This is a genomic window from Achromobacter sp. Marseille-Q4962, assembly GCF_943737005.1.
Classification (GTDB): Bacteria; Pseudomonadota; Gammaproteobacteria; order Burkholderiales; family Burkholderiaceae_B; genus Achromobacter.
Genome location: NZ_CALSFU010000014.1, coordinates 1 through 26,042 on the forward strand (window position 1 = coordinate 1; position 26,042 = coordinate 26,042).

41 protein-coding genes are annotated in these 26,042 nt (G+C 65.0%); 33 read left to right on the forward strand and 8 right to left on the reverse strand.

Annotated elements, in window-relative coordinates; translation table 11 throughout:
• The 13 genes from NGJ44_RS13590 to NGJ44_RS13650 all read left to right on the forward strand — a co-directional run.
• Nucleotides 1–401, forward strand: a 401-nt coding sequence (locus tag NGJ44_RS13590; protein WP_251864245.1) for an EF-Tu C-terminal domain-related protein, incomplete at its 5' end; no start/stop codon positions are given.
• 70 nt (nucleotides 402–471) lie between these two features.
• Nucleotides 472–783, forward strand: a complete 312-nt coding sequence (rpsJ, locus tag NGJ44_RS13595; RefSeq protein WP_003806903.1) for a 30S ribosomal protein S10 — start codon at nucleotides 472–474, stop codon at nucleotides 781–783.
• Nucleotides 784–1,241: 458 nt separating this feature from the next.
• On the forward strand, nucleotides 1,242–1,931 hold the full coding sequence (gene rplC / locus NGJ44_RS13600) for a 50S ribosomal protein L3 (RefSeq protein WP_053244269.1): 690 nt from the start codon (nucleotides 1,242–1,244) through the stop codon (nucleotides 1,929–1,931).
• Between the two features lie 4 nt (nucleotides 1,932–1,935).
• Nucleotides 1,936–2,553 carry a 50S ribosomal protein L4 gene (rplD, locus tag NGJ44_RS13605; RefSeq protein ID WP_053244270.1) on the forward strand — a complete coding sequence of 206 codons (618 nt, stop codon included), beginning with the start codon at nucleotides 1,936–1,938 and terminating at the stop codon, nucleotides 2,551–2,553.
• Entirely contained in the window at nucleotides 2,550–2,846 is a 297-nt protein-coding gene (rplW, locus tag NGJ44_RS13610) for a 50S ribosomal protein L23 (protein ID WP_053244271.1), read from the forward strand. The genes rplD and rplW overlap by 4 nt, the downstream gene beginning before the upstream one ends.
• Complete coding sequence (rplB, locus tag NGJ44_RS13615; RefSeq protein ID WP_053244272.1) at nucleotides 2,847–3,674, forward strand: 50S ribosomal protein L2; 828 nt, start codon at nucleotides 2,847–2,849, stop codon at nucleotides 3,672–3,674.
• 12 nt (nucleotides 3,675–3,686) lie between these two features.
• Nucleotides 3,687–3,962, forward strand: a complete 276-nt coding sequence (gene rpsS / locus NGJ44_RS13620) for a 30S ribosomal protein S19 (protein ID WP_053244273.1) — start codon at nucleotides 3,687–3,689, stop codon at nucleotides 3,960–3,962.
• A 3-nt stretch (nucleotides 3,963–3,965) separates the two neighbouring features.
• A complete protein-coding gene (gene rplV / locus NGJ44_RS13625; protein ID WP_053244274.1) occupies nucleotides 3,966–4,295 on the forward strand; it encodes a 50S ribosomal protein L22 in 330 nt (109 codons plus the stop codon).
• A 9-nt stretch (nucleotides 4,296–4,304) separates the two neighbouring features.
• Entirely contained in the window at nucleotides 4,305–5,096 is a 792-nt protein-coding gene (rpsC, locus tag NGJ44_RS13630) for a 30S ribosomal protein S3 (protein ID WP_053244275.1), read from the forward strand.
• A gap of 2 nt (nucleotides 5,097–5,098) precedes the next feature.
• The gene (rplP, locus tag NGJ44_RS13635) at nucleotides 5,099–5,515 is read left to right on the forward strand and encodes a 50S ribosomal protein L16 (RefSeq protein ID WP_053244276.1); all 417 of its coding nucleotides are present in this window, start codon (nucleotides 5,099–5,101) and stop codon (nucleotides 5,513–5,515) included.
• 11 nt (nucleotides 5,516–5,526) lie between these two features.
• Complete coding sequence (gene rpmC, locus NGJ44_RS13640) at nucleotides 5,527–5,718, forward strand: 50S ribosomal protein L29 (protein ID WP_053244277.1); 192 nt, start codon at nucleotides 5,527–5,529, stop codon at nucleotides 5,716–5,718.
• Nucleotides 5,719–5,720: 2 nt separating this feature from the next.
• A complete protein-coding gene (rpsQ, locus tag NGJ44_RS13645) occupies nucleotides 5,721–6,002 on the forward strand; it encodes a 30S ribosomal protein S17 (RefSeq protein ID WP_053244278.1) in 282 nt (93 codons plus the stop codon).
• Nucleotides 6,003–6,134: 132 nt separating this feature from the next.
• Nucleotides 6,135–6,659, forward strand: coding sequence for a hypothetical protein (locus NGJ44_RS13650; protein ID WP_251864246.1), 525 nt, complete (start codon nucleotides 6,135–6,137; stop codon nucleotides 6,657–6,659).
• Between the two features lie 16 nt (nucleotides 6,660–6,675).
• Here NGJ44_RS13650 and NGJ44_RS13655 read toward each other — a convergent pair whose 3' ends face one another.
• Genes NGJ44_RS13655 through NGJ44_RS13680 form a run of 6 tightly spaced genes read right to left on the reverse strand, consistent with a single transcriptional unit; the run spans nucleotide 6,676 to nucleotide 12,381 of the window.
• Entirely contained in the window at nucleotides 6,676–7,770 is a 1,095-nt protein-coding gene (locus tag NGJ44_RS13655) for a branched-chain amino acid ABC transporter permease (RefSeq protein WP_251864247.1), read from the reverse strand.
• A gap of 9 nt (nucleotides 7,771–7,779) precedes the next feature.
• Nucleotides 7,780–8,790 carry a branched-chain amino acid ABC transporter permease gene (locus NGJ44_RS13660; RefSeq protein ID WP_251864248.1) on the reverse strand — a complete coding sequence of 337 codons (1,011 nt, stop codon included), beginning with the start codon at nucleotides 8,788–8,790 and terminating at the stop codon, nucleotides 7,780–7,782.
• The gene (locus NGJ44_RS13665; RefSeq protein WP_053244281.1) at nucleotides 8,787–9,536 is read right to left on the reverse strand and encodes an ABC transporter ATP-binding protein; all 750 of its coding nucleotides are present in this window, start codon (nucleotides 9,534–9,536) and stop codon (nucleotides 8,787–8,789) included. The genes NGJ44_RS13660 and NGJ44_RS13665 overlap by 4 nt, the downstream gene beginning before the upstream one ends.
• Nucleotides 9,533–10,303 carry an ABC transporter ATP-binding protein gene (locus NGJ44_RS13670; RefSeq protein WP_053244282.1) on the reverse strand — a complete coding sequence of 257 codons (771 nt, stop codon included), beginning with the start codon at nucleotides 10,301–10,303 and terminating at the stop codon, nucleotides 9,533–9,535. The genes NGJ44_RS13665 and NGJ44_RS13670 overlap by 4 nt, the downstream gene beginning before the upstream one ends.
• Nucleotides 10,304–10,318: 15 nt before the next feature.
• The gene (locus NGJ44_RS13675; RefSeq protein ID WP_251864249.1) at nucleotides 10,319–11,491 is read right to left on the reverse strand and encodes a substrate-binding domain-containing protein; all 1,173 of its coding nucleotides are present in this window, start codon (nucleotides 11,489–11,491) and stop codon (nucleotides 10,319–10,321) included.
• Nucleotides 11,492–11,505: 14 nt separating this feature from the next.
• Complete coding sequence (locus tag NGJ44_RS13680; protein WP_251864250.1) at nucleotides 11,506–12,381, reverse strand: alpha/beta fold hydrolase; 876 nt, start codon at nucleotides 12,379–12,381, stop codon at nucleotides 11,506–11,508.
• A gap of 168 nt (nucleotides 12,382–12,549) precedes the next feature.
• Between NGJ44_RS13680 and NGJ44_RS13685 the strand changes: the two genes are divergently transcribed.
• A complete protein-coding gene (locus NGJ44_RS13685; protein WP_251864251.1) occupies nucleotides 12,550–13,524 on the forward strand; it encodes an AraC-like ligand-binding domain-containing protein in 975 nt (324 codons plus the stop codon).
• Between the two features lie 69 nt (nucleotides 13,525–13,593).
• Here NGJ44_RS13685 and NGJ44_RS13690 read toward each other — a convergent pair whose 3' ends face one another.
• Nucleotides 13,594–15,021: an NAD-dependent succinate-semialdehyde dehydrogenase gene (locus NGJ44_RS13690; protein ID WP_053244284.1), complete on the reverse strand. Its 1,428-nt coding sequence runs from the start codon at nucleotides 15,019–15,021 to the stop codon at nucleotides 13,594–13,596.
• Nucleotides 15,022–15,224: 203 nt separating this feature from the next.
• On the opposite strand from NGJ44_RS13690, the gene NGJ44_RS13695 reads away from it, so the two are divergent.
• The 19 genes from NGJ44_RS13695 (at nucleotide 15,225) to rplQ (ending at nucleotide 25,411) form a co-directional block, all read left to right on the forward strand.
• Nucleotides 15,225–15,980, forward strand: a complete 756-nt coding sequence (locus NGJ44_RS13695) for an aspartyl/asparaginyl beta-hydroxylase domain-containing protein (protein WP_053244285.1) — start codon at nucleotides 15,225–15,227, stop codon at nucleotides 15,978–15,980.
• Between the two features lie 370 nt (nucleotides 15,981–16,350).
• Entirely contained in the window at nucleotides 16,351–16,719 is a 369-nt protein-coding gene (rplN, locus tag NGJ44_RS13700) for a 50S ribosomal protein L14 (RefSeq protein WP_006216531.1), read from the forward strand.
• A gap of 10 nt (nucleotides 16,720–16,729) precedes the next feature.
• A complete protein-coding gene (gene rplX / locus NGJ44_RS13705; protein ID WP_053244286.1) occupies nucleotides 16,730–17,050 on the forward strand; it encodes a 50S ribosomal protein L24 in 321 nt (106 codons plus the stop codon).
• Between the two features lie 12 nt (nucleotides 17,051–17,062).
• Nucleotides 17,063–17,602, forward strand: coding sequence for a 50S ribosomal protein L5 (gene rplE / locus NGJ44_RS13710; RefSeq protein ID WP_053244287.1), 540 nt, complete (start codon nucleotides 17,063–17,065; stop codon nucleotides 17,600–17,602).
• A gap of 12 nt (nucleotides 17,603–17,614) precedes the next feature.
• Complete coding sequence (gene rpsN / locus NGJ44_RS13715; RefSeq protein ID WP_006216527.1) at nucleotides 17,615–17,920, forward strand: 30S ribosomal protein S14; 306 nt, start codon at nucleotides 17,615–17,617, stop codon at nucleotides 17,918–17,920.
• An 11-nt stretch (nucleotides 17,921–17,931) separates the two neighbouring features.
• The gene (gene rpsH / locus NGJ44_RS13720) at nucleotides 17,932–18,327 is read left to right on the forward strand and encodes a 30S ribosomal protein S8 (RefSeq protein WP_053244288.1); all 396 of its coding nucleotides are present in this window, start codon (nucleotides 17,932–17,934) and stop codon (nucleotides 18,325–18,327) included.
• A gap of 12 nt (nucleotides 18,328–18,339) precedes the next feature.
• Nucleotides 18,340–18,873: a 50S ribosomal protein L6 gene (gene rplF, locus NGJ44_RS13725; protein ID WP_053244289.1), complete on the forward strand. Its 534-nt coding sequence runs from the start codon at nucleotides 18,340–18,342 to the stop codon at nucleotides 18,871–18,873.
• A gap of 21 nt (nucleotides 18,874–18,894) precedes the next feature.
• Nucleotides 18,895–19,260 carry a 50S ribosomal protein L18 gene (gene rplR / locus NGJ44_RS13730; protein ID WP_053244290.1) on the forward strand — a complete coding sequence of 122 codons (366 nt, stop codon included), beginning with the start codon at nucleotides 18,895–18,897 and terminating at the stop codon, nucleotides 19,258–19,260.
• 15 nt (nucleotides 19,261–19,275) lie between these two features.
• On the forward strand, nucleotides 19,276–19,797 hold the full coding sequence (gene rpsE / locus NGJ44_RS13735; protein WP_053244291.1) for a 30S ribosomal protein S5: 522 nt from the start codon (nucleotides 19,276–19,278) through the stop codon (nucleotides 19,795–19,797).
• Between the two features lie 3 nt (nucleotides 19,798–19,800).
• Complete coding sequence (gene rpmD / locus NGJ44_RS13740; RefSeq protein WP_053244292.1) at nucleotides 19,801–19,986, forward strand: 50S ribosomal protein L30; 186 nt, start codon at nucleotides 19,801–19,803, stop codon at nucleotides 19,984–19,986.
• A 9-nt stretch (nucleotides 19,987–19,995) separates the two neighbouring features.
• On the forward strand, nucleotides 19,996–20,436 hold the full coding sequence (gene rplO / locus NGJ44_RS13745; RefSeq protein ID WP_020925824.1) for a 50S ribosomal protein L15: 441 nt from the start codon (nucleotides 19,996–19,998) through the stop codon (nucleotides 20,434–20,436).
• A gap of 14 nt (nucleotides 20,437–20,450) precedes the next feature.
• Entirely contained in the window at nucleotides 20,451–21,776 is a 1,326-nt protein-coding gene (gene secY / locus NGJ44_RS13750; protein ID WP_053244293.1) for a preprotein translocase subunit SecY, read from the forward strand.
• 8 nt (nucleotides 21,777–21,784) lie between these two features.
• On the forward strand, nucleotides 21,785–22,003 hold the full coding sequence (gene infA, locus NGJ44_RS13755; protein ID WP_003806927.1) for a translation initiation factor IF-1: 219 nt from the start codon (nucleotides 21,785–21,787) through the stop codon (nucleotides 22,001–22,003).
• Nucleotides 22,004–22,038: 35 nt separating this feature from the next.
• Entirely contained in the window at nucleotides 22,039–22,152 is a 114-nt protein-coding gene (rpmJ, locus tag NGJ44_RS13760; RefSeq protein ID WP_003806928.1) for a 50S ribosomal protein L36, read from the forward strand.
• Nucleotides 22,153–22,195: 43 nt separating this feature from the next.
• On the forward strand, nucleotides 22,196–22,561 hold the full coding sequence (gene rpsM / locus NGJ44_RS13765) for a 30S ribosomal protein S13 (RefSeq protein ID WP_006389632.1): 366 nt from the start codon (nucleotides 22,196–22,198) through the stop codon (nucleotides 22,559–22,561).
• A 15-nt stretch (nucleotides 22,562–22,576) separates the two neighbouring features.
• Nucleotides 22,577–22,978 carry a 30S ribosomal protein S11 gene (gene rpsK / locus NGJ44_RS13770; RefSeq protein WP_006216516.1) on the forward strand — a complete coding sequence of 134 codons (402 nt, stop codon included), beginning with the start codon at nucleotides 22,577–22,579 and terminating at the stop codon, nucleotides 22,976–22,978.
• A gap of 11 nt (nucleotides 22,979–22,989) precedes the next feature.
• Nucleotides 22,990–23,613 carry a 30S ribosomal protein S4 gene (gene rpsD / locus NGJ44_RS13775; protein WP_053244294.1) on the forward strand — a complete coding sequence of 208 codons (624 nt, stop codon included), beginning with the start codon at nucleotides 22,990–22,992 and terminating at the stop codon, nucleotides 23,611–23,613.
• Nucleotides 23,614–23,851: 238 nt separating this feature from the next.
• Nucleotides 23,852–24,838 carry a DNA-directed RNA polymerase subunit alpha gene (locus NGJ44_RS13780; RefSeq protein ID WP_053244295.1) on the forward strand — a complete coding sequence of 329 codons (987 nt, stop codon included), beginning with the start codon at nucleotides 23,852–23,854 and terminating at the stop codon, nucleotides 24,836–24,838.
• Nucleotides 24,839–25,015: 177 nt separating this feature from the next.
• Complete coding sequence (rplQ, locus tag NGJ44_RS13785) at nucleotides 25,016–25,411, forward strand: 50S ribosomal protein L17 (protein WP_053244296.1); 396 nt, start codon at nucleotides 25,016–25,018, stop codon at nucleotides 25,409–25,411.
• 112 nt (nucleotides 25,412–25,523) lie between these two features.
• Here the strand turns inward: rplQ and NGJ44_RS13790 are convergent, their stop codons facing one another.
• Nucleotides 25,524–25,961, reverse strand: coding sequence for an HIT family protein (locus tag NGJ44_RS13790; RefSeq protein WP_053244297.1), 438 nt, complete (start codon nucleotides 25,959–25,961; stop codon nucleotides 25,524–25,526).
• Between the last annotated feature and the right edge of the window lie 81 nt (nucleotides 25,962–26,042).

Here is a 26,042-nt window from a genome sequence, read left to right on the forward strand (position 1 = left end):
TCCGCAAGCTGCTGGACCAAGGCCAGGCGGGCGACAACGTGGGCATTCTGCTGCGCGGCACCAAGCGTGAAGACGTCGAGCGCGGCCAGGTGCTGGCCAAGCCGGGTTCGATCACGCCGCACACGGACTTCACCTCGGAGGTGTACATTCTGTCCAAGGAAGAGGGTGGGCGCCACACGCCGTTCTTCAACGGCTACCGTCCGCAGTTCTACTTCCGCACGACGGACGTGACGGGCACGATCGATCTGCCCAAGGACAAGGAGATGGTGCTGCCGGGCGACAACGTGACGATGACGGTCAAGCTGCTGTCGCCGATCGCCATGGAAGAAGGTCTGCGCTTCGCCATCCGTGAAGGCGGCCGTACCGTCGGCGCCGGCGTGGTCGCCAAGATCATCGCCTAAGTTGCACCCCTGAGCGAAGGCGGCTCTGTCCTCCCCGGCCGCCTTCGTTTTTCGTTCTTTAGGAAACGCCATGAAAAACCAAAAGATCCGCATCCGTCTGAAAGCCTTCGATTACAAGCTGATCGATCAGTCTGCTGCGGAAATCGTCGATACCGCCAAGCGTACCGGCGCCGTCGTCCGTGGTCCCGTGCCGCTGCCCACGCGCATCCGCCGCTACGACGTGCTGCGTTCGCCGCACGTCAACAAGACCTCGCGCGACCAGTTCGAGATCCGCACCCATCAGCGCCTGATGGACATCGTGGATCCCACCGACAAGACCGTTGACGCCCTGATGCGTCTGGACCTGCCGGCTGGCGTCGACGTCGAAATCGCACTGCAGTAAGGCGTTCCTGGTCCCGCGCCATCGGCGCGGTCCGGAAAGAAACGGCCGCATTCGCAAGAATGCGGCCGTTTTGTCTTTGTCTTGGCATCCCGCCCGGGTATTGCCTTCCGTCGGGCCAGAGACGGCCCGCGCGGGAACGCGGCGTGCGGCGCCATTGCCGCTTCCGGCGCCTCGGCGTCCGCGTTGGCGCCGCGACAAGGGGCGTCGCGTACGCCCCACAGGCTAAGTGCTTGTGCCGCCTGGAAAAAACGTGCTAATATGCGAAGCTTGCCATTTTGTGGCAAGTCTGACTTTGGGCCTTGCCTTGCGTTTTTGCCCGCCGGTTGCCAGGTTATTGACCCGGCGCTGCCACGGGTGGGGCGCTTTCGGGGCCCAGCGTTGAACATAGTCGTAGGGCGAAGGCCGTTACCCTTTGCCCGATTAGCCCCGACCAATCGCAGTCGGGAATGGAGAAAACGATGTCGAATTCGACACCCACGCCCGCCGCTCACCGGCTGGGTCTGGTGGGTCGCAAGGTCGGCATGACCCGCATTTTCACCGAGGAAGGCGAATCCATCCCGGTGACCGTGCTGGACGTGTCGAACAACCGCGTGACCCAAGTTAAGTCGCTGGAAACCGACGGCTACGCCGCCATCCAGGTGGCTTACGGCACCCGCCGTGCCTCGCGTGTGGCCAAGTCGCAAACCGGCCACTACGCCAAAGCTGGCGTTGAAGCCGGCAGCATCCTCAAAGAGTTCCGCCTCGACCCCGCCCGTGCCGCCGAATTTTCGGCTGGCGCCGTCATCGCCGTGGAATCCGTGTTCGAAGCCGGCCAACAGGTCGACGTGACGGGCACCACCATCGGTAAGGGTTTCGCCGGCACGATCAAGCGCCACAACTTCGGCTCGCAACGCGCCTCGCACGGTAACTCCCGTTCGCACCGCGTCCCGGGCTCGATCGGTCAGGCGCAGGATCCGGGCCGCATCTTCCCGGGCAAGCGCATGGCTGGCCACCTGGGTGACGTCACCCGCACCGTTCAAAACCTGGACATCGTTCGCGTCGACGCCGAGCGCGGCCTGCTGCTGGTCAAGGGCGCTGTCCCCGGCCACGCCGGCTCCGACATCGTCGTGCGTCCGGCCATCAAGGCCCCGGCCAAGAAGGGAGCGTAAGTAAATGGATCTCAAGCTCCTGAACGACCAAGGTCAGGCCGCTACGTTCAGCGCGCCCGACACCATCTTCGGCCGCGACTTCAACGAAGCGCTGATTCACCAGATCGTGGTGGCCTTCCAGGCCAATGCCCGCTCCGGCAACCGTGCCCAGAAGGACCGTTCCGAAGTCAAGCACACCACCAAGAAGCCCTGGCGCCAGAAGGGTACCGGCCGCGCTCGCGCCGGTATGACCTCGTCGCCGCTGTGGCGTGGGGGTGGCCGGATTTTCCCGAACTCGCCCGAAGAGAACTTCAGCCAGAAGGTCAACAAGAAGATGTACCGCGCCGGGATCCGCTCGATCCTGTCGCAGCTGGCCCGCGAAGACCGCATCGCCGTGGTCGAGTCGTTTGATCTCGAATCGCCCAAGACCAAGCTGGCTGCCGCCAAGCTGAAGAGCCTGGGCCTGGATTCGGTCCTGATCATCACCGACAACGTCGATGAAAATGTTTACCTCGCCACCCGCAACCTGCCGCACGTTGCCGTGGTCGAGCCCCGTTATGCCGATCCGTTGTCGCTGGTCCACTACAAGAAAGTGCTGATCACCAAGCCGGCCATCGCTCAACTCGAGGAGATGCTGGGATGAACGCTGAACGCTTGATGCAAGTCATTCTGGCCCCGATCGTGACCGAAAAGGCCACCTTCGTCGCCGAGAAGAATCAGCAAATCGCTTTCCGTGTCGTGGCTGACGCTACCAAGCCGGAAATCAAGGCTGCCGTCGAACTGCTCTTCAAGGTGCAGGTCGAGTCCGTGCAGGTCCTCAACCGTAAGGGCAAAGTCAAGCGCTTTGGCCGTTTCGTCGGCCGCCGCCGCAATGAGCGCAAGGCCTACGTTTCGCTCAAGGATGGCCAGGAAATCGACTTTGCGGAGGTGAAGTAAATGGCCCTCGTGAAAGTTAAGCCGACTTCGGCTGGCCGTCGTGGCATGGTGAAGGTGGTTAGCGCCAACCTGCACAAGGGCGCGCCCTACGCGCCGCTGCTCGAGAAGAAGACCCGTGGTTCGGGCCGCAACAACAACGGCCACATCACCGTGCGCCATCGTGGCGGCGGCCACAAGCAGCACTACCGCGTCGTCGACTTCCGTCGCGACAAGGACGGCATTCCCGCCAAGGTCGAGCGCCTGGAGTACGACCCCAACCGTACCGCGCACATCGCCCTGTTGTGCTACGCCGACGGCGAGCGTCGCTACATCATCGCTCCGCGCGGCCTGGAAGTGGGCGCCACGCTGGTCTCGGGCATCGAAGCCCCGATCCGCGCCGGCAACACGCTGCCGATTCGCAACATCCCGGTGGGCACGACGATCCACTGCGTGGAAATGATCCCCGGCAAGGGCGCCCAGATGGCCCGCTCGGCCGGCGCTTCGGCCGTGCTGCTGGCCCGCGAAGGCACGTACGCCCAGGTCCGCCTGCGCTCCGGCGAAGTCCGCCGCGTGCACATCGAATGCCGCGCCACCATCGGTGAAGTCGGTAACGAAGAACACAGCCTGCGCCAGATCGGCAAGGCCGGCGCCATGCGTTGGCGCGGTGTGCGTCCGACCGTTCGTGGCGTTGCCATGAACCCGGTCGACCACCCGCACGGCGGCGGCGAAGGCCGCACCGGCGAAGCTCGCGAGCCGGTGAGCCCGTGGGGCACTCCGACGAAGGGTTACAAGACCCGTCGCAACAAGCGGACGAGCAACATGATCGTCCAACGGCGCAAGCGCAAGTAAGAGGCGAACACTATGTCACGTTCGATCAAGAAAGGCCCGTTTGTCGACGCTCACCTCATCAAGAAGGTGGACGCGGCCGTCGCGGGCAAAGACAAGAAGCCGATCAAGACCTGGTCGCGCCGTTCCACGATCCTGCCCGAGTTCATCGGCCTGACGATCGCTGTGCACAACGGCAAGCAGCATGTTCCCGTCTACATCAACGAGAACATGGTCGGTCACAAGCTGGGCGAGTTCGCGCTGACCCGTACGTTCAAGGGTCACGCCGCGGACAAGAAGGCCAAGAGGTAAGCGATGGAAACTACTGCCATTATCCGTGGAGTTCACATCTCCGCTCAGAAGACCCGTCTGGTCGCGGACCTGATCCGCGGCAAGTCGGTCGCTCAGGCGCTGAACATCCTCACCTTCTCGCCCAAGAAGGCCGCCGGCATCCTGAAGAAGGCGGTCGAGTCCGCCATCGCCAACGCCGAGCACAACGACGGCGCCGATATCGACGAGCTGAAGATCACCACGATCTACGTGGACAAGGCCCAGTCGATGAAGCGCTTCTCGGCTCGCGCCAAGGGTCGCGGCAACCGTATCGAGAAGCAGACCTGCCACATCACGGTCAAGGTCGGAGCCTAAGGAGTCACGATGGGTCAGAAAATTCACCCCACTGGGTTCCGTCTCGCGGTCACCCGTAACTGGTCCTCGCGTTGGTTCGCCGACGACAAGGCCTTCGGTCCCATGCTGGCCGAAGACATTCGCGTGCGCGAGTACCTGAAGAAGAAGCTCAAGAGCGCCTCCGTTGGCCGCGTGGTCATCGAGCGTCCCGCCAAGAATGCGCGCATCACCGTCTACTCGGCTCGTCCGGGCGTGGTGATCGGCAAGCGCGGCGAAGACATCGAGAGCCTGAAGGCCGATCTGCAGCGTCTGATGGGCGTGCCCGTGCACGTCAACATCGAGGAAATCCGCAAGCCGGAAACCGACGCCCAGCTGATCGCCGACTCGATCGCCCAGCAGCTCGAAAAGCGCATCATGTTCCGCCGCGCCATGAAGCGCGCCATGCAGAACGCCATGCGCCTGGGCGCCCAGGGCATCAAGATCATGAGCTCGGGCCGCCTGAACGGTATCGAAATCGCTCGCACCGAGTGGTATCGCGAAGGCCGTGTGCCCCTGCACACCCTGAAGGCCAACATCGACTACGGCACCTCCGAAGCCCACACCACCTACGGTGTGATCGGCATCAAGGTGTGGGTCTACAAGGGCGACATGCTGGCCAACGGCGAACTGCCGCCGGAAACCGCCGCCCCGCGCGAAGAAGAACGTCGTCCGCGCCGCGCTCCGCGTGGCGATCGTCCGGACGGTGCTCGCACCGGTCGTCCGGGTGGTCGTGGCCGTGGTCCCCGCAAGGCGGACGCGGCCCCGGCGCCTGAAGGAGAATAACCATGCTGCAACCCTCTCGCAGAAAGTATCGCAAAGAGCAAAAGGGCCGCAACACTGGCCTGGCGACCCGCGGCACCCACGTGTCGTTCGGCGAGTTCGGCCTGAAGGCCACTGGCCGCGGCCGCCTGACGGCTCGCCAGATCGAAGCCGCCCGTCGCGCCATCAACCGTCACATCAAGCGTGGCGGCCGCATCTGGATCCGTGTGTTCCCGGACAAGCCGATTTCGCAGAAGCCTGCCGAAGTCCGTATGGGTAACGGCAAGGGCAACCCGGAATACTGGGTCGCCGAGATCCAGCCCGGCAAGGTGCTGTACGAAATGGAAGGCGTCAACGAGGAGCTGGCGCGCGAGGCGTTCCGCCTGGCTGCCGCCAAGCTGCCGATTTCGACCACGTTCGTCGCGCGTCACATTGGTGCTTAAGGAGTACTGAGATGAAAGCTAGCGAACTCCGTTCGAAAGACGCCGCTGAGCTCGGCAAAGAGCTCGAGAGCCTGCTGAAGGCGCAATTCGGTCTGCGTATGCAGAAGGCCACGCAGCAGCTTGCCAACACCGCCCAGCTTCGTAACGTGCGCCGCGACATCGCGCGCGTGCGTACCTTGCTGACCGAGAAGGCAGGGAAATAAAGATGAGCGAAACTCAAAACACCCAAGTGGCCAAGCGCCAGCGCACGCTGGTCGGCAAGGTCGTGAGCAACAAGATGGACAAGACGGTGGTCGTTCTGGTCGAACGCCGCGTCAAGCACCCCATCTTCGGCAAGATCATCATGCGTTCCGCGAAGTACAAGGCGCACGATGAATCGAACCAGTACAACGAAGGCGATACGGTTGAAATCGCCGAAGGCCGCCCCATTTCGCGCTCGAAGTCGTGGCGCGTGGTGCGCCTGGTTGAAGCCGCTCGCGTCATCTAAGCCAGCAGCACCCCGGAACGGCCGCCGTCCAGGCAAGCCGTTCTGATATAAAACGGCAAGGGTTCGATCCCTTGCCGTTTTTTTTTGCGCTCTTCCGCCGGATGAGCGCGTTACCCCGGGCCCGGAGGCCGGATGCGAGGTTCATGCAAGCGGGCGCAGGCCCGTCGGTTCGTGCTCTGCCTGCTGGCGGCGGCGGTGCTGCCGGCCTGGGGGCGGCAGAGCGGGGGCGGCCCGCCGCAAGCGGACGGGGCGACCGCCGCGGCCGAAGCGACGGCGGGCCGGAACGCCTTGACGGCGGGGCCGGAGCCGCGCGTGCGCCTGCCCCAGGGGTCGCGCGACCATGCCGCGATTTTCGGCACCGACGACGAGGACGAACTCGCCCTGATGGAACAGGAGCGCGCGCTCGAGGCGCAGCGCAATCAGCTCGGGCTGCTGGAGCGCATCCTGGACAGCCGGCCGGCCCGTGCCGATCCGCAACCGCCGGCCATGATTCCGCTCGATGCAGGCGTTGCCGGCATGCCGCGCCTGACGCCGGCGCAGGCTGGCTCGAAGCTGGACGACGGCGGGAGCGGAATCCGGCGCAGCATGGACGAGATGCAGCGCCGGGTGGACGGCCTGCGGCGCGAGGCCGACGCGTTGCGCCAGCGCGCCCGCTAGCCCCGCGCCGGCCGCATCAGCGGCGCGCGGCGGCACTTGCGGGCCGGCGCTTCTGCGCCAGTTCGCGCAGCCGCCCGGCGATTCCGGTCGGGAAGTAGTACACGGACACCACGAACAGAATGCCCAGCCACAGCAGCCAGCGGTCCGGCTCGAACAGCAGCGCCAGGGGTGGGATGCCCGAAGCCCGTTCGTGGATGTGGTGCAGGCCGTCCTGCAGATAGCTCTGTGCGAAGACGAAGAGGCTCGCGCCCACCACAGCGCCGTACATGGTGCCCATGCCGCCGATCACCAGCATCAGCAGGATATTGAGCATGATCTCGAACGACAGCGAGGTGTCGGGACCGTTGTAGCGCAGCCAGAGCGCGTACATCGCGCCGGCCAGCGTGGCGAAGGCGGCCGCCAGGAGATTGGACAGGCTGCGGTAAAGCACCGTGCGGTAGCCGATGGCTTCGGCGCGGAAAGGATTCTCGCGGATCGCCTGCAGCACGCGGCCGAAGGGCGAATTCACGATGCGCAGCAGCAGCAGGAAGAGCGCCAGGCAGGCCGCGGCTATCAGGTAGTACGTAATGATGCGGCCGTCGACCGTGACGCCGAAGACCGGCTCGGCGAATGGCCGGAAGGCTGGCCGCAGCATCTGCGGCACCTTGAAGTTCAGCCCGTCCTCGCCGCCCGTCAGGTTGGACAACTGCGATACCAGGGTCTGGAACGCGGCCGCGACGGCGAGCGTGATCATGGCGTAGAAAATGGCGCGCACGCGCAGGCTGGCCAGTCCGATCAGCAGGGCGAAGGCCAGCGATACCGCCAGGCCGGCCGCCGTGCCCGCGAGCACGGCCGTCCAGCCCGGCTCCAGGCGCACGCTGGCGATGGCCACGCCATAGGCGCCGATGCCGAAGAACATCGTATGCGCGAAACTGACGATGCCCGTATAGCCGAGCAGCAGGTCGTAGCTGGCCACGAGGATCACGAACACCAGGATCTTCGCCGCCACGGCCAGCGACTTGGGGCCCGGAAACAGAAACGGCGCGGCGGCCAGCCCGGCCACGATCGCGATGAGCAGAAGCGCCAGCACGGCGCTGCGGGGGGGATCGCCGGATAGCGGGCGGATAGACATGTCGGCGCCCTAGCGGTTCGTGACCGGGTACACGCCCTGCGGACGCCACAACAAGATGGCGACCATCAGTGCGATATTGGAGAACAGGGCGGCCTTGGGCAGCAGGAAGCCGGTGTAGTTGGCCATCAGCCCCACCAGCAGCGCGCCGATCAGGCACCCCACGGTCGAGCCCAGGCCGCCGATCATGATGACGATGAAAATCAGCACGTTCACCTGCGCGCCGAGCTGCGGGACGACCGATTGCTGGTACATGCCCCAGAGCACGCCGCCCAGCCCGGCCAGCATCGAGCCGGCGACGAATACGCCCACGAAAAGATGGTGGATGCGGTAGCCCAGGCTTTCCACCATTTCGCGGTCTTCCACGCCCGCCCGGATCAGCAGGCCCAGCTTGCTGCGGTTGAGCACCCACAGCATGCCGAACAGCACGAGCAGACCGACCCCCAGCGCGACGATGCGGAATTTTTCGATGGCGGCGTCGCCCACGAGGAATGCGCCGCGCATTGCTTCGGGCAGCGGCAGCGCAACGGTCTGCGGGCCCCAGAGCATCTTGATGATTTCCTCGCCGATGATCATGCCGCCCATGGTGATGAGGATCTGCTTCAGGTGCTGCCCGTACACCGGCCGCACGATCACGCGTTCGAACGCCAGGCCGACGGCGCCCGCCACCAGCATGCCCACAATCATGGCCGGCAGCACCGCGCCCAGGTTCGCCCACAGGCTGCCGGACTGCGTCCAGTCGGCCATGGCGCCCAGTACCGTGGCCGCCATGTACGCGCCGATGGCGATGAACAGGCCGTGTCCGAAATTCAGCACGTCCATCAGGCCGAAAACGAGCGTCATGCCCGAGGCCACGATGAAAATGATCATGCCCATGGCCAGCCCGGCCACGGTGAGCGTCGCCCAGGTGGACAGGGACCCCACCAGCGGCAGGGCGATGCCGGCCAGGGCCAGCACCAGCAGGACGGGGCGCAGGTCCGCGCGCGCCCGCGGCAGCGGGATGTCGAGTTCGAGCGTGCTCATTGGTGGCTTCCCAGCGACAGGCCCAGCAGGCGTGTCTGCAGTTCGTCGTCGGCCGCCAGTTGCGCCATGCTGCCGGCATGGACGACGCGGCCGTTGTCCATCACGGCGACATGATCGCCCACGAGGCGGGCGAAGTTGAAGTTCTGCTCGACCAGCAGGATGGTGGTGGAGGCCTGCTTCAGTTCGATGAAGGCGTCGATCATGTTCTGTACGATGGCCGGGGCGAGGCCCTTGCTGGGTTCATCCACCAGCAGCAACCGGCGCGGCTCGATGATGGCGCGCGCCACCGCCAGCATCTGCTTCTGCCCGCCGGACAGCTTGCCGGCGGGATGCAGCCAGAACTTCTTCAGCGCGGGGAAGAAGCCGAAAATCCACTCCAGCCGGGCCGTGTCCAGCTGGCTGGCGTTCCTGGCCCGGCGCGCCGCGAGCACCATGTTCTCCTTGACGGAGAGGTCGGCGAAGATGCCCATGTTCTCCGGCACGTAGGCCAGGCCCATGCGCGCCATGTCGGGCGGCGAGGCGCGCGTGCCCGGGCCGCCCACCGGCGCTCCGTCGAAGCTCACCCGGCCTTGCGACGCGCGCCACAGCCCCATGATCGTGCGCAGCGTGGTGGTCTTGCCGGCGCCGTTGCGTCCCAGCAGCATGGTCACGGCCGCCGGCGGCACGGCGAGGTCCACGCCCTGCAGGATGTGGTAGGCGCCGATGTGCGTATGCACGTCCCGCAGTTCGAGCAGAGGGCGCGTCATGCCGCCGTCTCCGCCGGGCCGAGGCCCAGGTAGGCCTGCTGCACGATTGGCGAGGCGATGACCGCCGCGGGTTCGCCGTCGGCCATCAGCCTGCCGTTGTGCAGTACCACGATGCGGTCGGCGAGTTCGCGCACCACGTCCATCTTGTGTTCCACGAGCAGGATGGTCTTCGACGGATCGGACTTGATCTCGCGGATCAGTTCCAGCACGACGGGCACGTCGTCCACGCTCATGCCGGCCGTGGGCTCGTCGAACATGAACACCCGGGGCTCCAGCGCCACCAGCATCGCGATCTCCAGCTTGCGCTGGTCGCCGTGGGGCAGGTCGGCAGCATGCTGGTCGCGGCGGGCGGACAGGCGGGTGCGCGCGAGCAGCATGTCGGCGCGCTCGATCAGGCCGCGGTCGGCATTCCAGGTGCGCCAGAACCGGATCTGGCGCCATCCCGTGCCCTGCCGGCGCGACTGCAGCGCCAGCCGCACGTTCTCGTGCACGCTCAGGCGCGGAAACAGCTGCGTCAACTGGAAGGCGCGGCCCAGGCCGGCGTGCATGCGCGCGGCGGCGCCCAGCGGCGTGAGATCGCGCCCCTCCAGCCGCACCGTGCCGGAGCTGGCGCGCAACTGGCCCGAAATGAGATTGAAGTAGGTGGTCTTGCCCGCGCCGTTCGGGCCGACGATGGCGGTCAGGGTGCCAGGCGCGTAGCTGCAACTGACATCGTTGACGGCCACGTGCCCGCCGAAACGGACGGTGAGCGATCGGGTTTCCAGCATGGGGCGGGCGCGGATTCAGCGCTTGTTCTGGATCGGCACCGACATCTGGTCCGGCGTGATTTCCCTGACCAGGTCCTGCACGGCCCAGGGCACCGACGGATCGTTCTTGATGCGGAAGTGGTACATGGACTGCATGGCCTGGTGATCCTCGGGCCGGAACGTCATCTTGCCCTTGGGCGTGTCGAAGCTCATGCCTTCCATGGCCTTGATCAGCGTGTCGGTATCGGCGTTGCCGCCGGTCTTGGCCAGCGCCTGCACGATCGCGATGCCGGCGGACATGCCGCCCGCGGTGAAGAAGTCGGGCGGCTGGCCGTAGCGCTTCTGGTGTTCCGCTACCAGCCAGTCGTTGACCGGATTCTTCGGGATGCCGTAGTAGTAATAGGTCGCGCCTTCCATGCCGGCCAGCGATTTCAGCGGCGTCATGGCCGCCAGCGTGTTGCCCCCCGTGGCGATTTCGATGCCGAAGCGCTTGGGGTCGAGGTCGGCGATCTTGAACGGGTTGCCCGCGCCCGCCCAGAGAATGAAGATGATCTTGCGGCCTGGCTGGTTCTTCAGGGCGTCGAACAGCCGCTGTCCGCCCGCGGTGAAGTCGGTGGCGTTGGCGGGCAGATACTCTTCATGCACGATCCTGGCGTGTTTCAGCGCGCTCTTGAACGCCTTCACGCCGTCGCGGCCGAAGGCGTAGTCCTGCGTCAGCATGCCGATCGAGGTGCCCGGCTGGTCGAACGCGACCGCGTTGGCGATGGCGTCCTGCGAGGAATTGCGGCCGGTGCGGAAGATGTACCGGTTCCACTTGTCGCCGGTGATCGAGTCGGCCACGGCCGGTTCCACCAGCAGGATCTTCTCGTATTCCTCGGCGATCGGCAGCATGGCCAGCGCGACGCCGGAAGAGGTGGGGCCGACCGCGATGTCGGCGCCGTCGTCGGCGTAGGCCGAGGCCAGCTGCGCGCGCGCCACGTCGGGCTTGCCCTGGTTGTCTTTCTCGATGACGCGGATCTTGCGGCCAGCGACCGTCATGGTGCCGTGGGTCGCGTACTCCAGGCCGAGCATGAGGCCGTTCTGGGTCTGCCTGGCGTAGGCTTCCAGCGGGCCCGTCTTGTCATAGACGTGGGCCACGACGAAATCCTTGGCCGCCGCGGCGGAACTCATGCACAGGCCGGCCAGCGCGGCGAGCAGAATGCGTTTCATGGGGGTCTCCTGTATCAGTGGCGGATGGCCGCCGCGTCTTCCGGCGTGGCCAGGAACCGGCCCACGGCGTCGATCTGGGGCGCCACGTTCAGGGCGGGCGCGTGGCCGCAATCGGGGAAGTCGATGCGCTGCGCGCGCGGGCCGCGCCGGGTCATGGCGTCGGCGACCTCGGGCGGCAGCAGGTCCGAGTCGACGCCGCGCAGCAGCAGGACGGGCAAGCGCAGCGAGTCGTATCCGTCCCAGCGGTCGTAGTCGGCGGGGTGGTGGCTGAACTGCCCGACGATGGCCGGGTCGTAGTGGGCGGTGACGCGCCCGTCGGGCAGGCGGCGCATGGAGGTCTCGGCCATCCTGCGCCATTGCTCGTCGCTTTGCCAGCCATAGGGCTTGTAGGCGGCGCGCAGCCAGGCCTCGAGCTCGGTGACCGTGTCGAAGGCCGGCGGGGCGCCGGCGTAGTCCAGGATGCGGCGGACCGCGGCTTGCGGCAGCTCGGGGCCGATGTCGTTGACCACCAGGTGCGAGATCCGGCCGCGCAGCGTGGTCGCGGCGGCGTGCATGCCCGTCGCGCCGCCCATCGACGTGCCCACCCAGCGCACGCGTGTCAGCGACAGGCCGTCGAGCAGGGCGCGGGCCAGCGCGGCATAGAAGTCCAGCCGGTATTCGGCGACCGGGTCGGGGCTCCATTGCGACAGGCCGCGGCCGATCGTGTCGGGGCAGATGACGCGGTAGCTGTCGGCCAGCGCCCGGGCCAGTTCGTCGAAATCGCGTCCCGTGCGGGCCAGGCCGTGCCACATGATGACGGCCGGGGCGTCGGCCGCGCCCCATTCCATATAGTGCAGCTCGCGGCCCTCGCAACGCAGGTAGCGCGAAGCCGGCACGGGCGCGTTCGCCATGGGTCTCCTCCCGGGTTGTCCAGGTTGTGTGCTTATCGGGCTGAATATAGACTTGCGCCAGGCGCGCCTACAAGGCGCGCGACGCCCCAGAGCAGGGTGAGTCAAGAATATGTAGACGCAGGATCACGAGCGCCCGGCGCCGATACCCGCGTCCAAGGAGACCGCGCCATGCCCGATACGGAATTCGCCATTTCGGCCGGCGCCGGCCCCGGCCGGCGCGCCGCGTGGCGCGCCGCGCTGTCGGATGCGTTCGGCCCGTTCGAGGTGCATCACGGCGATGCGGGAGATTTCGCGGGGCATCTGCGCTACGTGCGCCGCGCCAGCCTCCAGTTCAACGATCTCCACTACCAGGGACAGAAACTCGAGCGCACCGCGGGCAACGTGTCGCGGCTGGACCAGGAGTTCTACACCTTCGGCCTGCCGCTGGCCGGACCCCTGGCGGTGCGGCAGCGGGGGCGGGAATTCCAGGTCGAGCCGGGCTGCGTGTACCTGATGAACCAGAGCCTGCCCTACCAGGCCACGGCGCAGGGCGCCGCGGGCTACCGCAGCCTGAGCGTGTCGTTTCCGCGCAGCGCGCTGGCGCAGCGGGACTCCCGCGTCGGCGCATTCCACAAGCTGCGCGTGGACGACGGCTCGCCGCGCGGCGCGCTGCTGGCCAGCTACATGGAGCATCTGTTCAGCGGCATCGGAAGCTGGTCGGATGCCGAGGTCGCGGAACTCGGCGAGCGGCTGATCGACCTGATCGTGCTTTTCCTGGTGCAGCCGGGGCAGGGGCAGGCGTCGGAGGCCGACAGCAGCGTGACCGTGGCGCACCGGCAGCGGGCGCTGGCCTACATCCGCCAGCACCTGGCGGACCCGGCGCTCTCGCCGCAGCGCGTGGCGCAGGGCTGCGGCGTGTCCGTGGCGTATCTGCACCGCATCCTGCGCGCGGGCGGCCTGACGGCGGAGTCCTTCATTTTCGAGCAGCGGCTCGAGAGGTGCCGAGAGCTGCTGCTGAGTCCGCGGCATCGCCATCGCAGCATCGCGGAGCTGGCCTACCAGGCGGGCTTTGCGCATCCCTCGCATTTCAGCCGCCTGTTCAAGCGCCGTTTCGGCATGACGCCGCGCGACCTGCGGGCCGCGGGGGACGGTCGGCCGGACTGAGCGCGCGGCCGCCGACAAAAAAGCCCCGGACGGCGACGTCCGGGGCCCGGGTATTGCGCTGCGGCAGGGTCAGATGTGCGTGATGAATTTCGTGACCAGGTAGCCGTCGAAGGTTTCGAGGCCGCCTTCGCTGCCGATGCCGCTGTCCTTGATGCCGCCGAACGGCGTCTCGGCCAGGGCGCTGCCGAAGTGGTTGATGTTCACCATGCCGGCTTCCAGGCCGTTGGACACCTTGGTGGCCGTCTGCAGCGAATTGGTGAACACGTATGACGAGAGGCCGAAGGGCAGGCTGTTGGCCCGCTTGAGGACTTCTTCGGTGTCGGTGAAGCGCACGACCGGCGCGACCGGGCCGAACGGCTCTTCCGTCATCAGCATGGAGTTGTCGGGCAGGTCGGTGATGACGGTGGGCGCGAAGAAGAAGCCCTTGCGGTCCAGCGGCCCGCCGCCCAGCACGACCTTGCCGCCGTGCTTCGCGGCGTCGTCCACGAAGGTGGTCATGGCCGGCACGCGGCGCTCGTGCGCCAGCGGGCCCATTTCGGTGCCCTGTTCGAGGCCGTCGCCCACCTTGATGTTCTTGAGCACTTCGGTGAAGCGGGCCAGGAACTGCTCGTAGGCGCCGTTCTGCACGTAGAAGCGGGTGGGCGAGACGCACACCTGGCCGGCGTTGCGGATCTTGAACTTGGCCAGCATCTGGGCCGCGCGGTCGATGTCGGCGTCGTCGAACACCAGTACCGGCGAGTGGCCGCCCAGCTCCATGGTGACGCGCTTCATGTGTGCGCCGGCCAGCGCCGCCAGCTGCTTGCCCACCGGCACCGAGCCGGTGAACGACACCTTGCGCACGATGGGCGAACGGATCAGGTAGTCGGAGATCTTGGCGGGCTCGCCCCAGACGATGTTCAGGCAGCCCTTGGGCAGGCCGGCCTCGTGGAACATGCGGGCGATGGCCATGACGGCGGATGGCGAATCTTCGGGACCCTTCAGCACGACCGTGCAACCGGCGCCCAGCGCCGCCGCGATCTTGCGGATGGCCTGGTTGTACGGGAAGTTCCAGGGCGTGAACGCCGCGCACACGCCGATGGGCTCGCGCACCACGATCTGGCGCACGTCGGGGTTGCGGGGCGGGATGACGCGCCCGTAGATGCGGCGGCATTCCTCGGCGTGCCAGTCGGCGTGCTCGGAGCACGAGGCGACTTCGCCCACGGCCTCGGCCAGGGGCTTGCCCTGGTCCAGCGTCATGTTGCGGCCGATTTCCTGGGCGCGCTCGCGCGAAAGCTGGCCTACCTTGCGCAGGATGGCCGAGCGTTCCATGGGAGAGGTTTTCTTCCAGGATTCGAAGGCGCGCTGGGCGGCCGCCAGGGCGCGGTCCAGATCGGCTTCGGTTGCGTGAGGCAGCTGGCCCAGCACTTCGAGCGTGGCCGGGTTGATGACGTCCTGGGTGCGCCTGCCCTCGCCGGCGATGAATTCGCCGTCGATATACAGCGCCAACTGTTCATACATGCCTGTCTTTCCTTGCGAAATAGGGGTTGGATAGCAAAGGTCGCGAACGCGTCGCCCACGCCAGTCTAAACCAGGTTGTATGACGAGGGGAGATCCATTGCGCGCCGCGAGCCTGGGGCCAATGCGGGGGCCGGAGCCTTGCGCGGCCGGGCGGTGGCCGACACAATGTAGCGCGTCGCCCCGTTTTCGGACCTTGAAGCGCTGTGCAACCCATAGACCAGAATCCGCCCGTCAAGCCCAGCCTGTACAGCAGAATCGTCTTTCGTTTCATCGATTGGTTGCACCACCGGATCGCGCAGGCATCCCTGGTCGGCGATCGTCCTATTTTCGATAACAACCAGTTTCCCTGGGTCCGGGACCTGGAGGCGCAGGCGCCCGCCATCCGGGCCGAACTCGACAGCCTGCTGGCCGAGCGCCAGAACCTTCCCTCCTTTCACGAGATCTCGCCCGACGTGGGCATGATCACGTCGGACGACCAATGGAAGACCTTCGTCTTCCTGGGCTACGGCCTGCGTTCCGAGCGCAACCTGGCGCGTTGCCCCGCCACGGCGCGGGCGCTGCGCCGCATTCCGGGGGTGCGCACCGCGTTCTTCTCCATCCTGGAGCCGGGCAAGCGCATTCCCCTGCATACCGGCCCATACAACGGCGTGCTGCGCCTGCACCTGGGGCTGGTGGTCCCGCAGCCGTCGGAGCGCTGCTGGATCGAGGTGGGCGGGCAGCGCTACAGCTGGAAGGAAAACGAGGCAGTGGTGTTCGACGACCTGTATCCGCACCAGGTCCACAACGACACCGACGGGCTGCGCGCGGTGCTGTTCGTGGATTTCGAGCGGCCGTGCCGGGCGCCGGTGCGCTGGCTGAACCGCCTGGTCCTGCTGGCCGCGCCCTTCACCGACGAAATCCGCCGCGGCAAAGCCAACCAGGCTGCCTGGGAGCGGCGTTACTACCAGCCCAAGAACTAGGGACGCATTGCGGGCGCTGCCGGCTGTGGCGTATCTGCTTAATTTTTCAGCAAAAGCCCTTGCGTTTCATGGGCGGGCGGGATAGAATCAACAGCTTTCCCAGATTGTCGGTTGGGTATAAGGGCGTCTTTGCCGCGCAAAGCGTGGTGCAAAGGCAAACGAAGCCGATCGGCACGTTGGGGGAATACCCGCAGGATTTCAACCCAGGGTCGTTGCGTTGCCAACCCGCCGCAAGTTGCGCTGCCAAGCAGCCCAGCGCCGCGGCAAACAAGCAGGGCGGCTGACCTGACGGGACCAAAACTGGCAGGAATTGCAGTGTTCCCTTGGTGGGGAAAACCGTATTTCCAGTTAAGTTGGAACAGGAAAAATCATGATCCAAATGCAGACCACGCTGGACGTGGCCGATAACACTGGTGCGCGTCACGTCATGTGCATTAAGGTGCTCGGTGGCTCCAAGCGCCGTTATGCCGGTATCGGCGACATCATCAAGGTGAGCGTCAAAGATGCGGCTCCGCGCGGACGCGTCAAGAAAGGCGAAATCTACAATGCCGTGGTGGTTCGTACCGCCAAGGGCGTGCGCCGTAAGGACGGTTCGCTGATTCGTTTCGGCGGCAATGCCGCCGTGTTGCTCAACGCCAAGCTGGAGCCCATCGGCACCCGCATCTTCGGACCCGTGACGCGCGAACTGCGTACCGAGAAGTTCATGAAGATCGTGTCGCTGGCCCCGGAAGTGCTGTAAGGAGCCCACGATGCAGAACATTCGTAAAGGCGACGAAGTCATCGTCCTGACCGGCCGCGACAAGAAGCGTCGCGGCACCGTGCTGGCCCGCGTCGGCGCCGAGCACGTGCTGGTCGAAGGCGTCAACGTCGTCAAGAAGCACATGAAGGCCAATCCCATGGCCAACAACCCGGGTGGCATCGTCGAGAAGACCATGCCCATCCACGTGTCCAACGTGGCGCTCTTCAACCCCGCTACCGGTCGTGGCGACCGCGTCGGCGTCAAGGAAGTCGACGGCCGCAAGGTTCGCGTGTTCCGTTCCAATGGCGCCGTCGTCGGCGCCAAGGCGTAAGGGGCGAAAGACATGTCTCGTTTGCAAGATTTCTACAAGAACAAGGTCGTCGCCGACCTGCAAGCCAAGTTTGGCTACAAGAGCGTGATGGAAGTGCCGCGCATCACCAAGGTCACCCTGAACATGGGTGTCTCGGAAGCCGTGGCCGACAAGAAGGTCATCGAGCACGCCGTTTCCGACCTGACGAAGATCGCCGGTCAGAAACCCGTCGTGACCAAGACCCGCAAGGCCATCGCCGGGTTCAAGATCCGCGAAAACTACCCGATCGGCTGCATGGTCACCCTGCGTGGCGAACGCATGTACGAATTCCTGGATCGCCTGGTTGCGGTCGCGCTGCCGCGCGTGCGCGACTTCCGCGGTATCTCGGGTCGTGCGTTCGACGGCCGTGGCAACTACAACATCGGGGTGAAAGAGCAGATCATTTTCCCCGAAATCGAATACGACAAGATCGACGCGCTGCGTGGGCTGAATATCAGCATCACCACCACCGCGAAGACCGACGAAGAAGCCAAGGCGCTGCTGACCGCCTTCAGCTTCCCGTTCCGTAACTAAGGGGCTGATGACGTGGCTAAACTTTCCCTCATCAATCGCGACATCAAGCGCGCCAAGCTGGCCGACAAGTTCGCCGCCAAGCGCGCCGAACTGAAGGCGATCATCGACGACCAGTCGAAGACCGACGAAGAACGTTACCAGGCTCGGCTCAAGCTGCAACAGCTGCCGCGCAATGCCAACCCGACGCGTCAACGTAACCGTTGCGTGGTCACCGGCCGTCCGCGCGGTGTCTTCCGCAAGTTCGGCCTGACGCGCCACAAACTGCGTGAAATGGCGATGAAGGGCGAAATCCCCGGCATCACCAAGGCCAGCTGGTAGGAGAAAGAATTATGAGCATGAGCGATCCCATCGCCGATATGCTGACCCGCATTCGCAATGCGCAGCAAGTAGACAAAGCCACGGTGAGCATGCCCTCCTCGAAGCTGAAGGTGGCCATCGCCACCGTGCTGAAGGACGAAGGCTACATCGACGGTTTCGAGATCAAGGGCACCCAGGCCAAGCCTGAGCTCGAGATCGCCCTGAAGTACTACGCTGGCCGCCCGGTTATCGAGCGCATCGAACGCGTTTCGCGTCCCGGCCTGCGCATCTACAAGGGCCGTACCAGTATTCCCCAGGTCATGAACGGCCTGGGCGTGGCTATCGTATCGACCTCGCGCGGCGTGATGACCGACCGCAAGGCCCGCGCCAACGGCGTGGGCGGCGAAGTGCTGTGCTACGTGGCCTAAGGAGAAATTCGAATGTCACGTATCGCTAAATATCCGGTCGAACTGCCCAAGGGTGTCGAAGCCAGCATCCAGCAGGATCAGATCACCGTCAAGGGCCCGCTGGGCACCCTGACCCAAGCCCTGACCGGCGACGTCTCGATCGCGCTGGACAACGGCAAGCTGACGTTTGCCGCCGCCAACGAATCGCGCCACGCCAACGCCATGTCGGGTACCGTGCGCGCGCTGGTGGCCAACATGGTCACCGGCGTGAGCAAGGGCTTCGAGCGCAAGCTGACCCTGGTCGGCGTGGGTTACCGCGCCTCGGTCCAAGGCGATGCCGTTAAGCTGCAGCTCGGTTTCTCGCACGACGTCGTGCACAAGTTGCCGGCCGGCATCAAGGCCGAATGCCCCACCCAGACGGAAATCGTCATCAAGGGCTTCAACAAGCAAGTCGTCGGTCAGGTGGCCGCTGAAATCCGTGCGTACCGCGAACCCGAACCCTACAAGGGCAAGGGCGTGCGCTACGCGGACGAACGCGTCGTCATCAAAGAAACCAAGAAGAAATAACGGCGCACGCAAGGACGAATCATGGACAAAAAAGTTTCCCGTTTGCGTCGTGCGGTTCCGACCCGCCGGAAGATCAGCGAGCTGCGCGTTCATCGCCTCTCGATTTTCCGCTCGAACCAGCACATCTACGCCAACATCATTTCGCCGGAAGGCGATCGCGTTCTGGTCAGCGCCTCCACGGTGGAAGCCGAGGTGCGCGCCCAGCTGGCCGGCCAGTCCGGCCAGGGCGGCAACAAGGCCGCCGCGACGCTGGTGGGCAAGCGCGTTGCCGAGAAGGCCAAGGCCGCCGGCATCGAACTGGTTGCCTTCGATCGCTCGGGCTTTCGTTACCATGGCCGCGTGAAGGCGCTGGCCGATGCCGCGCGTGAAGCCGGCCTGAAGTTCTAAGCGAGGATCTGTCAAATGGCTAAAGTACAAGGCAAGAACGCCGCGGAAAAAGAGAATGATGACGGCCTGCGCGAGAAGATGATCGCGGTCAACCGCGTCAGCAAGGTCGTGAAGGGTGGTCGCACCATGAGCTTCGCCGCGCTGACCGTGGTCGGCGACGGCGACGGCCGCATCGGCATGGGCAAGGGCAAGGCGCGCGAAGTGCCGGTCTCGGTCCAGAAGGCGATGGAACAGGCCCGCCGCGGCATGTTCAAGGTTGCGCTCAAGAACGGCACGCTGCACCACACGGTGGTGGGCAAGCACGGCGCCTCCACGGTGCTGATCTCGCCGGCCGCTGAAGGTACCGGCGTGATCGCCGGCGGCCCGATGCGCGCCATTTTCGAAGTGATGGGTGTGCGCAACGTGGTGGCCAAGAGCCTCGGCTCGAGCAACCCGTACAACATGGTTCGCGCCACGTTGAACGGCCTGCGCGCCTCCCTGACCCCGGCGGAAGTTGCTGCCAAGCGCGGCAAGACCGTCGAAGAAATCCTGGGGTAAATCATGGCTCAGAAGCAGATCAAAGTGACCCTCGTGCGCTCCGTGATCGGTACCAAGCAATCGCACCGCGCCACTGTGCGCGGCCTGGGCTTGGGCCGTGTGAACAGCAGCCGCGTGCTGGTCGATACGCCCGAGGTGCGTGGGATGATCCGTAAGGTGGATTATCTCGTTTCCGTCTCGGAAGCCTAAGGAATCACCATGTCGGATATGCAACTCAATACGCTGAAGCCCGCCGAGGGCAGCAAGCACGCCAAGCGCCGCGTCGGCCGTGGCATCGGTTCGGGTCTGGGCAAGACCGCGGGCCGTGGCCACAAGGGCCAGAAGTCGCGTTCGGGCGGTTTCCATAAGGTTGGCTTCGAAGGCGGCCAGATGCCGCTGCAGCGTCGCCTGCCCAAGCGCGGCTTCACGCCGCTGGGCCAGCACCTGTACGCCGAAGTCCGTCTGTCGGACCTGCAAGCCGTGCCCGTCGACGAAATCGACGTGCAAGTGCTCAAGGCCGCTGGCGTGATTGGCCAGGCGGTTCGCTACGCCAAGGTCATCAAGTCGGGTGAACTCTCGCGCAAAGTGGTGCTGAAGGGCATCACGGCGACGGCCGGCGCGCGCGCCGCCATCGAAGCCGCGGGCGGCTCGCTCGCTTGATCACGAGGTGACGAGTGGCTAACGCACAGGCATTGGGCAAATCCGGGGCACGGTACGGCGATCTGAAGCGCCGCCTCGTGTTCCTGGTGCTCGCCCTGGTGGTTTACCGTTTGGGTACTCATATTCCCGTACCGGGTATCAACCCAGATGCGCTGGCGGACCTGTTCCGCCAGAACCAGGGCGGAATCCTCGGCCTGTTCAACATGTTCTCGGGCGGGGCGCTCTCGCGCTTCTCGATCTTTGCCCTGGGGATCATGCCGTACATTTCGGCATCCATCATCATGCAGCTGATGTCGGTGGTGGTGCCTTCGCTGGAATCGCTCAAGAAAGAGGGCGAGGCCGGCCGGCGCAAGATTACCCAATACACCCGCTACGGCACCGTGGTGCTGGCGCTGGTGCAGGCCGTGGGCATTTCGGTTGCGCTTGAGTCCCAGCAGGGACTGGTGATCGATCCGGGCATGCTGTTCCGCTTCACGACCGTCGTGACCCTGGTCACCGGCACCATGTTCGTCATGTGGCTGGGCGAGCAGATCACGGAGCGCGGTCTGGGCAACGGGATCTCCATCCTGATCTTCGCGGGTATCGTCGCGGGCCTGCCCGCGGCGCTGGCTGCGCTGCTGGATCTGGTGCGCACCAACGCGATGTCCGTGCTGTCGGCACTGTTCATCGTGGCTCTGGTGGTGCTGGTTACCGCTTTTGTGGTGTTCGTGGAACGCGGACAGCGCAAGATCACGGTGAACTACGCCAAGCGCCAGGTCGGCAACAAGATCTACGGTGGCCAGAGCTCGCACCTGCCGCTGAAGCTGAACATGGCCGGGGTGATTCCGCCGATCTTCGCGTCGTCGATCATCCTGTTCCCGGCCACGGTCACGAGCTGGTTCTCCAGCGGCGAGAGCATGCGCTGGCTGAGCGACCTGGCCGCGGCCCTGTCGCCTCGTCAACCGCTCTACATCACGCTGTATTCGGTCGCGATCATCTTCTTCTGCTTTTTCTACACGGCTCTGGTGTTCAACAGCCGCGAAACCGCAGACAACCTGAAGAAGAGCGGGGCGTTCGTTCCGGGCATCCGCCCGGGCGAGCAGACCGCGCGCTACATCGACAAGATCCTGATGCGTTTGACGCTCGCGGGCGCCATCTACATCACGCTGGTGTGCCTGCTGCCGGAATTCTTGGTGATGCGCTGGAACGTTCCGTTCTACTTCGGTGGCACGTCTCTGTTGATTATTGTGGTGGTGACGATGGATTTCATGGCGCAGGTCCAGGCCTACATGATGTCTCACCAGTATGACTCGCTGCTCAAGAAGGCGAACTTCAAGGGCGCGGGTTTGCCGATGCGGTAAGCAAAAGAATGTCCAAGGACGACGTCATTCAGATGCAAGGCGAGGTTCTGGAGAACCTCCCCAACGCGACATTTCGCGTCAAGCTCGAAAACGGCCACGTGGTGTTGGGCCATATTTCCGGCAAGATGCGTATGCATTACATCCGGATCCTGCCGGGTGACAAGGTCACAGTGGAGCTCACGCCCTATGACCTGACGCGAGCGAGGATTGTGTTCCGCTCCAAGTGAGTGGAAACCGGATTACGGAAAATTAGGAGTCAACCATGAAAGTAATGGCATCGGTTAAGCGGATCTGCCGCAACTGCAAAGTTATCAAACGTCACGGCGTGGTGCGCGTCATCTGCACCGACCCGCGTCACAAGCAGCGTCAAGGCTAACCCGGGTTAGCGACTACGCAACGGATTTATTCAAGGAACAGTCATGGCCCGTATTGCTGGCATTAACATTCCGCCGCATCAGCACGCCGAGATCGGCCTGACCGCCATTTTTGGCATCGGTCGTACGCGCGCTCGCAAGATCTGCGAAGCGGCAAACGTACCCTTTGACAAGAAGGTCAAGGATCTGAGCGACGCTGAACTGGAACGCGTCCGCGAACATGTCGGTGTGTTCACGGTCGAAGGCGATCTTCGTCGTGAAGTGCAGCTCTCGATCAAGCGTTTGATCGACCTGGGAACCTACCGCGGCATGCGTCACAAGCGCGGTCTGCCCGTGCGCGGCCAGCGTACCCGCACCAACGCCCGCACCCGCAAGGGCCCGCGTCGTGCTGCTGCGTCCCTGAAGAAATAATCGAGGAACTGGATTATGGCGAAAGCTTCCACCAGCGGCGCTTCGCGCGTGCGCAAAAAGGTCAAGAAGAACGTCTCGGACGGCATCGCGCACGTTCACGCTTCGTTCAACAACACCATCATCACCATCACCGACCGTCAAGGCAACGCCCTGTCGTGGGCCACGTCGGGCGGTGCTGGCTTCAAGGGTTCGCGCAAGTCGACCCCGTTCGCCGCGCAGGTCGCCGCTGAAACGGCCGGCCGCGTTGCGCTCGAGTACGGCATCAAGACGCTGGAAGTGCGCATCAAGGGCCCCGGCCCCGGCCGCGAATCGTCGGTGCGCGCCCTGAATGCCCTCGGCATCAAGATCTCGAGCATTGCCGACATCACGCCGGTGCCGCACAACGGCTGCCGTCCGCCGAAGCGTCGTCGTATCTAAAGGGAATCCACATGGCACGTTATATTGGACCCAAATGCAAGCTCTCGCGCCGCGAGGGCACCGACCTGTTCCTGAAGAGCGCCCGCCGTTCGCTGGACTCCAAGTGCAAGCTGGATTCCAAGCCCGGCCAGCACGGCCGCACTTCGGGCGCCCGCACCTCCGACTACGGCCTGCAGCTGCGTGAAAAGCAGAAGCTCAAGCGTATGTACGGCGTGCTGGAAAAGCAGTTCCGCAAGTACTTCGCCGAAGCCGAGCGCCGTCGCGGCAACACCGGCGAGACCCTGATCCAGCTGCTGGAATCGCGCCTGGACAACGTCGTCTACCGCATGGGCTTCGGCTCCACGCGCGCCGAAGCCCGCCAGCTTGTGAGCCACCGCGCCATCGAGCTGAATGGCCACACCGCCGACATCGCCTCGATCCTGGTCAAGGCCGGCGACGTGATCTCGGTCCGCGAAAAGGCCAAGAAGCAGGCCCGCATCAAGGAATCGCTCGACCTGGCCGCCAGCATCGGCATCCCCCAATGGGTGGAAGTCGACGCGGCCAAGATGACCGGCACCTTCAAGTCGGCTCCCGACCGCGCTGACGTCGCCCGCGACATCAACGAATCGATGGTCGTCGAACTGTACTCGCGTTGATCGACGTGGAGCCGTCCCCGGCGGCGCGCCGCAAGGCGTTTTTCCGGGCGGCGGCTTCCGAGTCCGCATTTGCAAGTCCCGCAGCAGCCCGCTTCCGCGCCAGTACGGCGGAGCGGGCTTTGCGGTTCGTGGCGGCGGTGTTGCTCTCATGGCGCCGCGCGCCGCGCTTTTCCCGCTTTACCTGTCCATCAGCCTTATCGGTGTAACGAGCCGAGGGTATTGAAAAGGAACACAGTACATGTCCACTCAAGGTTTTCTGAAGCCGCGCTCCATTGAAGTCGAACCGATCGGCACGCACCATGCCAAGATCGTGATGGAGCCCTTCGAGCGTGGCTACGGCCATACGTTGGGCAACGCCCTGCGCCGCATCCTGCTGTCTTCGATGACCGGCTACGCGCCGACCGAAGTGCAGATGACCGGCGTGGTGCACGAGTATTCGACCATCCCGGGCGTGCGCGAAGATGTCGTGGACATCCTGCTGAACCTGAAGGGCGTGGTCTTCAAGCTGCACAACCGCGACGAAGTGACCCTGGTCCTGCGCAAGAGCGGCGCCGGCACCGTGCTGGCCAGCGACATCGAGCTGCCGCACGACGTCGAGATCATCAACCCCAACCACGCCATCTGCAACCTGACCGACGCCGGCAAGGTGGAAATGCAGATCAAGGTCGAGAAGGGCCGCGGCTACGTGCCGGGCAACGTGCGCGCGCTGTCGGAAGACCGCACCCACACTATCGGCCGCATCGTGCTGGACGCCTCGTTCAGCCCGGTCCGCCGCGTGAGCTACGCCGTGGAAAGCGCGCGCGTGGAACAGCGCACCGACCTGGACAAGCTGGTGCTGGACATCGAAACCAACGGCGTGATCTCGCCCGAGGAAGCGGTGCGCCAGTCGGCCCGCATCCTGATGGACCAGATCTCGGTCTTCGCTGCCCTGGAAGGCGCCGGCGACTCGTACGAAGCCCCGGTGCGCGGCACGCCGCAGATCGATCCGGTGCTGCTGCGCCCGGTCGACGACCTGGAGCTGACGGTGCGTTCGGCCAACTGCCTGAAGGCCGAGAACATCTACTACATCGGCGACCTGATCCAGCGTACCGAGAACGAGCTGCTCAAGACTCCGAACCTGGGCCGCAAGTCGCTCAACGAAATCAAGGAAGTGCTGGCCGCGCGCGGCCTGACCCTGGGCATGAAGCTGGAAAACTGGCCGCCCCTGGGCCTGGAGCGTCCGTAAGGCATGCGGGGGGCGCGTTCGCGCGCTTCCCGCCTTGCCGGGCGCGTGCCGCCCGGCAAGGCGAAACCGTCGTAAAATGCACCGTTTTTTCACCGGACCGCGGCCTTTTCCAGGCCGATAGAAGAGCCGGCAACCCGATGGCGGAAACGCCGTCCTTAGATTCAAAGGAAACTTATCATGCGTCACCGTAATGGCTTGCGCAAGCTCAACCGCACCAGCAGCCACCGTCTCGCCATGTTCCGCAACATGGCCGTTTCGCTGATTACCCACGAAGCGATAAAGACCACGCTGCCGAAGGCGAAGGAACTGCGCCGCGTCATCGAACCCCTGATCACGCTGGGCAAGGAGCCCACCGTTGCGAACAAGCGCCTGGCGTTTGCCCGCCTGCGCGACCGCGACGCCGTGGTGAAGCTGTTTGCCGAAATCGGTCCGCGCTATGCGAACCGCAACGGCGGCTACACCCGCGTGCTGAAGATGGGCTTCCGCCAGGGCGACAACGCTCCCATGGCTTTCATGGAGCTGGTCGACCGCCCGGAAGTCGATGAAGCCGCTGAGGACAGCGCCGCCGAGTAAGACTCGCAGCGAGATAAGCAAAAGGGCGGGCCTTCGGGCCCGCCTTTTTTTCGCCAGGCGGGCCGGGCGCTGCGCCGGACGGCGGCCGCCGCCATGGCCCGGGCGCGCGGGTTCAGGACGCGTGCAGTTCCTCGCGCAGCGCCTGGGCGGTGCGCGCAAGCGTCTCGGCGTCGGGCTGGGGCGGCATGGTGAACGTGAGGTCCTTCTGCACGATGTACTGGGTCGAGGTGACGTCCTGCGGATGGTGCATGGGGATCACGTGGGCGTGAGCATGGGCCACGTGGATGCCCGTGAAGGCAAAGCCCACGCGCTCGACCTGGTAGAGACGCTTCATGTGGCGCGCCAGCCGCTGTCCGAGATTGACGATGCGGCCCGCGAGGTCGGCGGGCATGTCCTCGAAATAGGGATAGTGCTGCTTGGGAATGATGAGCGCGTGGCCCGGGCGCACCGGGTGGATGTCGAGAAACGCCATGAGCCGGTCGTCTTCGTGGATCATGTGGACGTCCAGCTCGTGGCGTGCCATGCGGCAGAACAGACAGGTATCGGACATGCGGGCCTCGGCATGATGAAAGAAACGGCCTCGCCCGGCGGCGCAAGGCAGGGCGGCAATACCGATAAAATACTCCCAGTT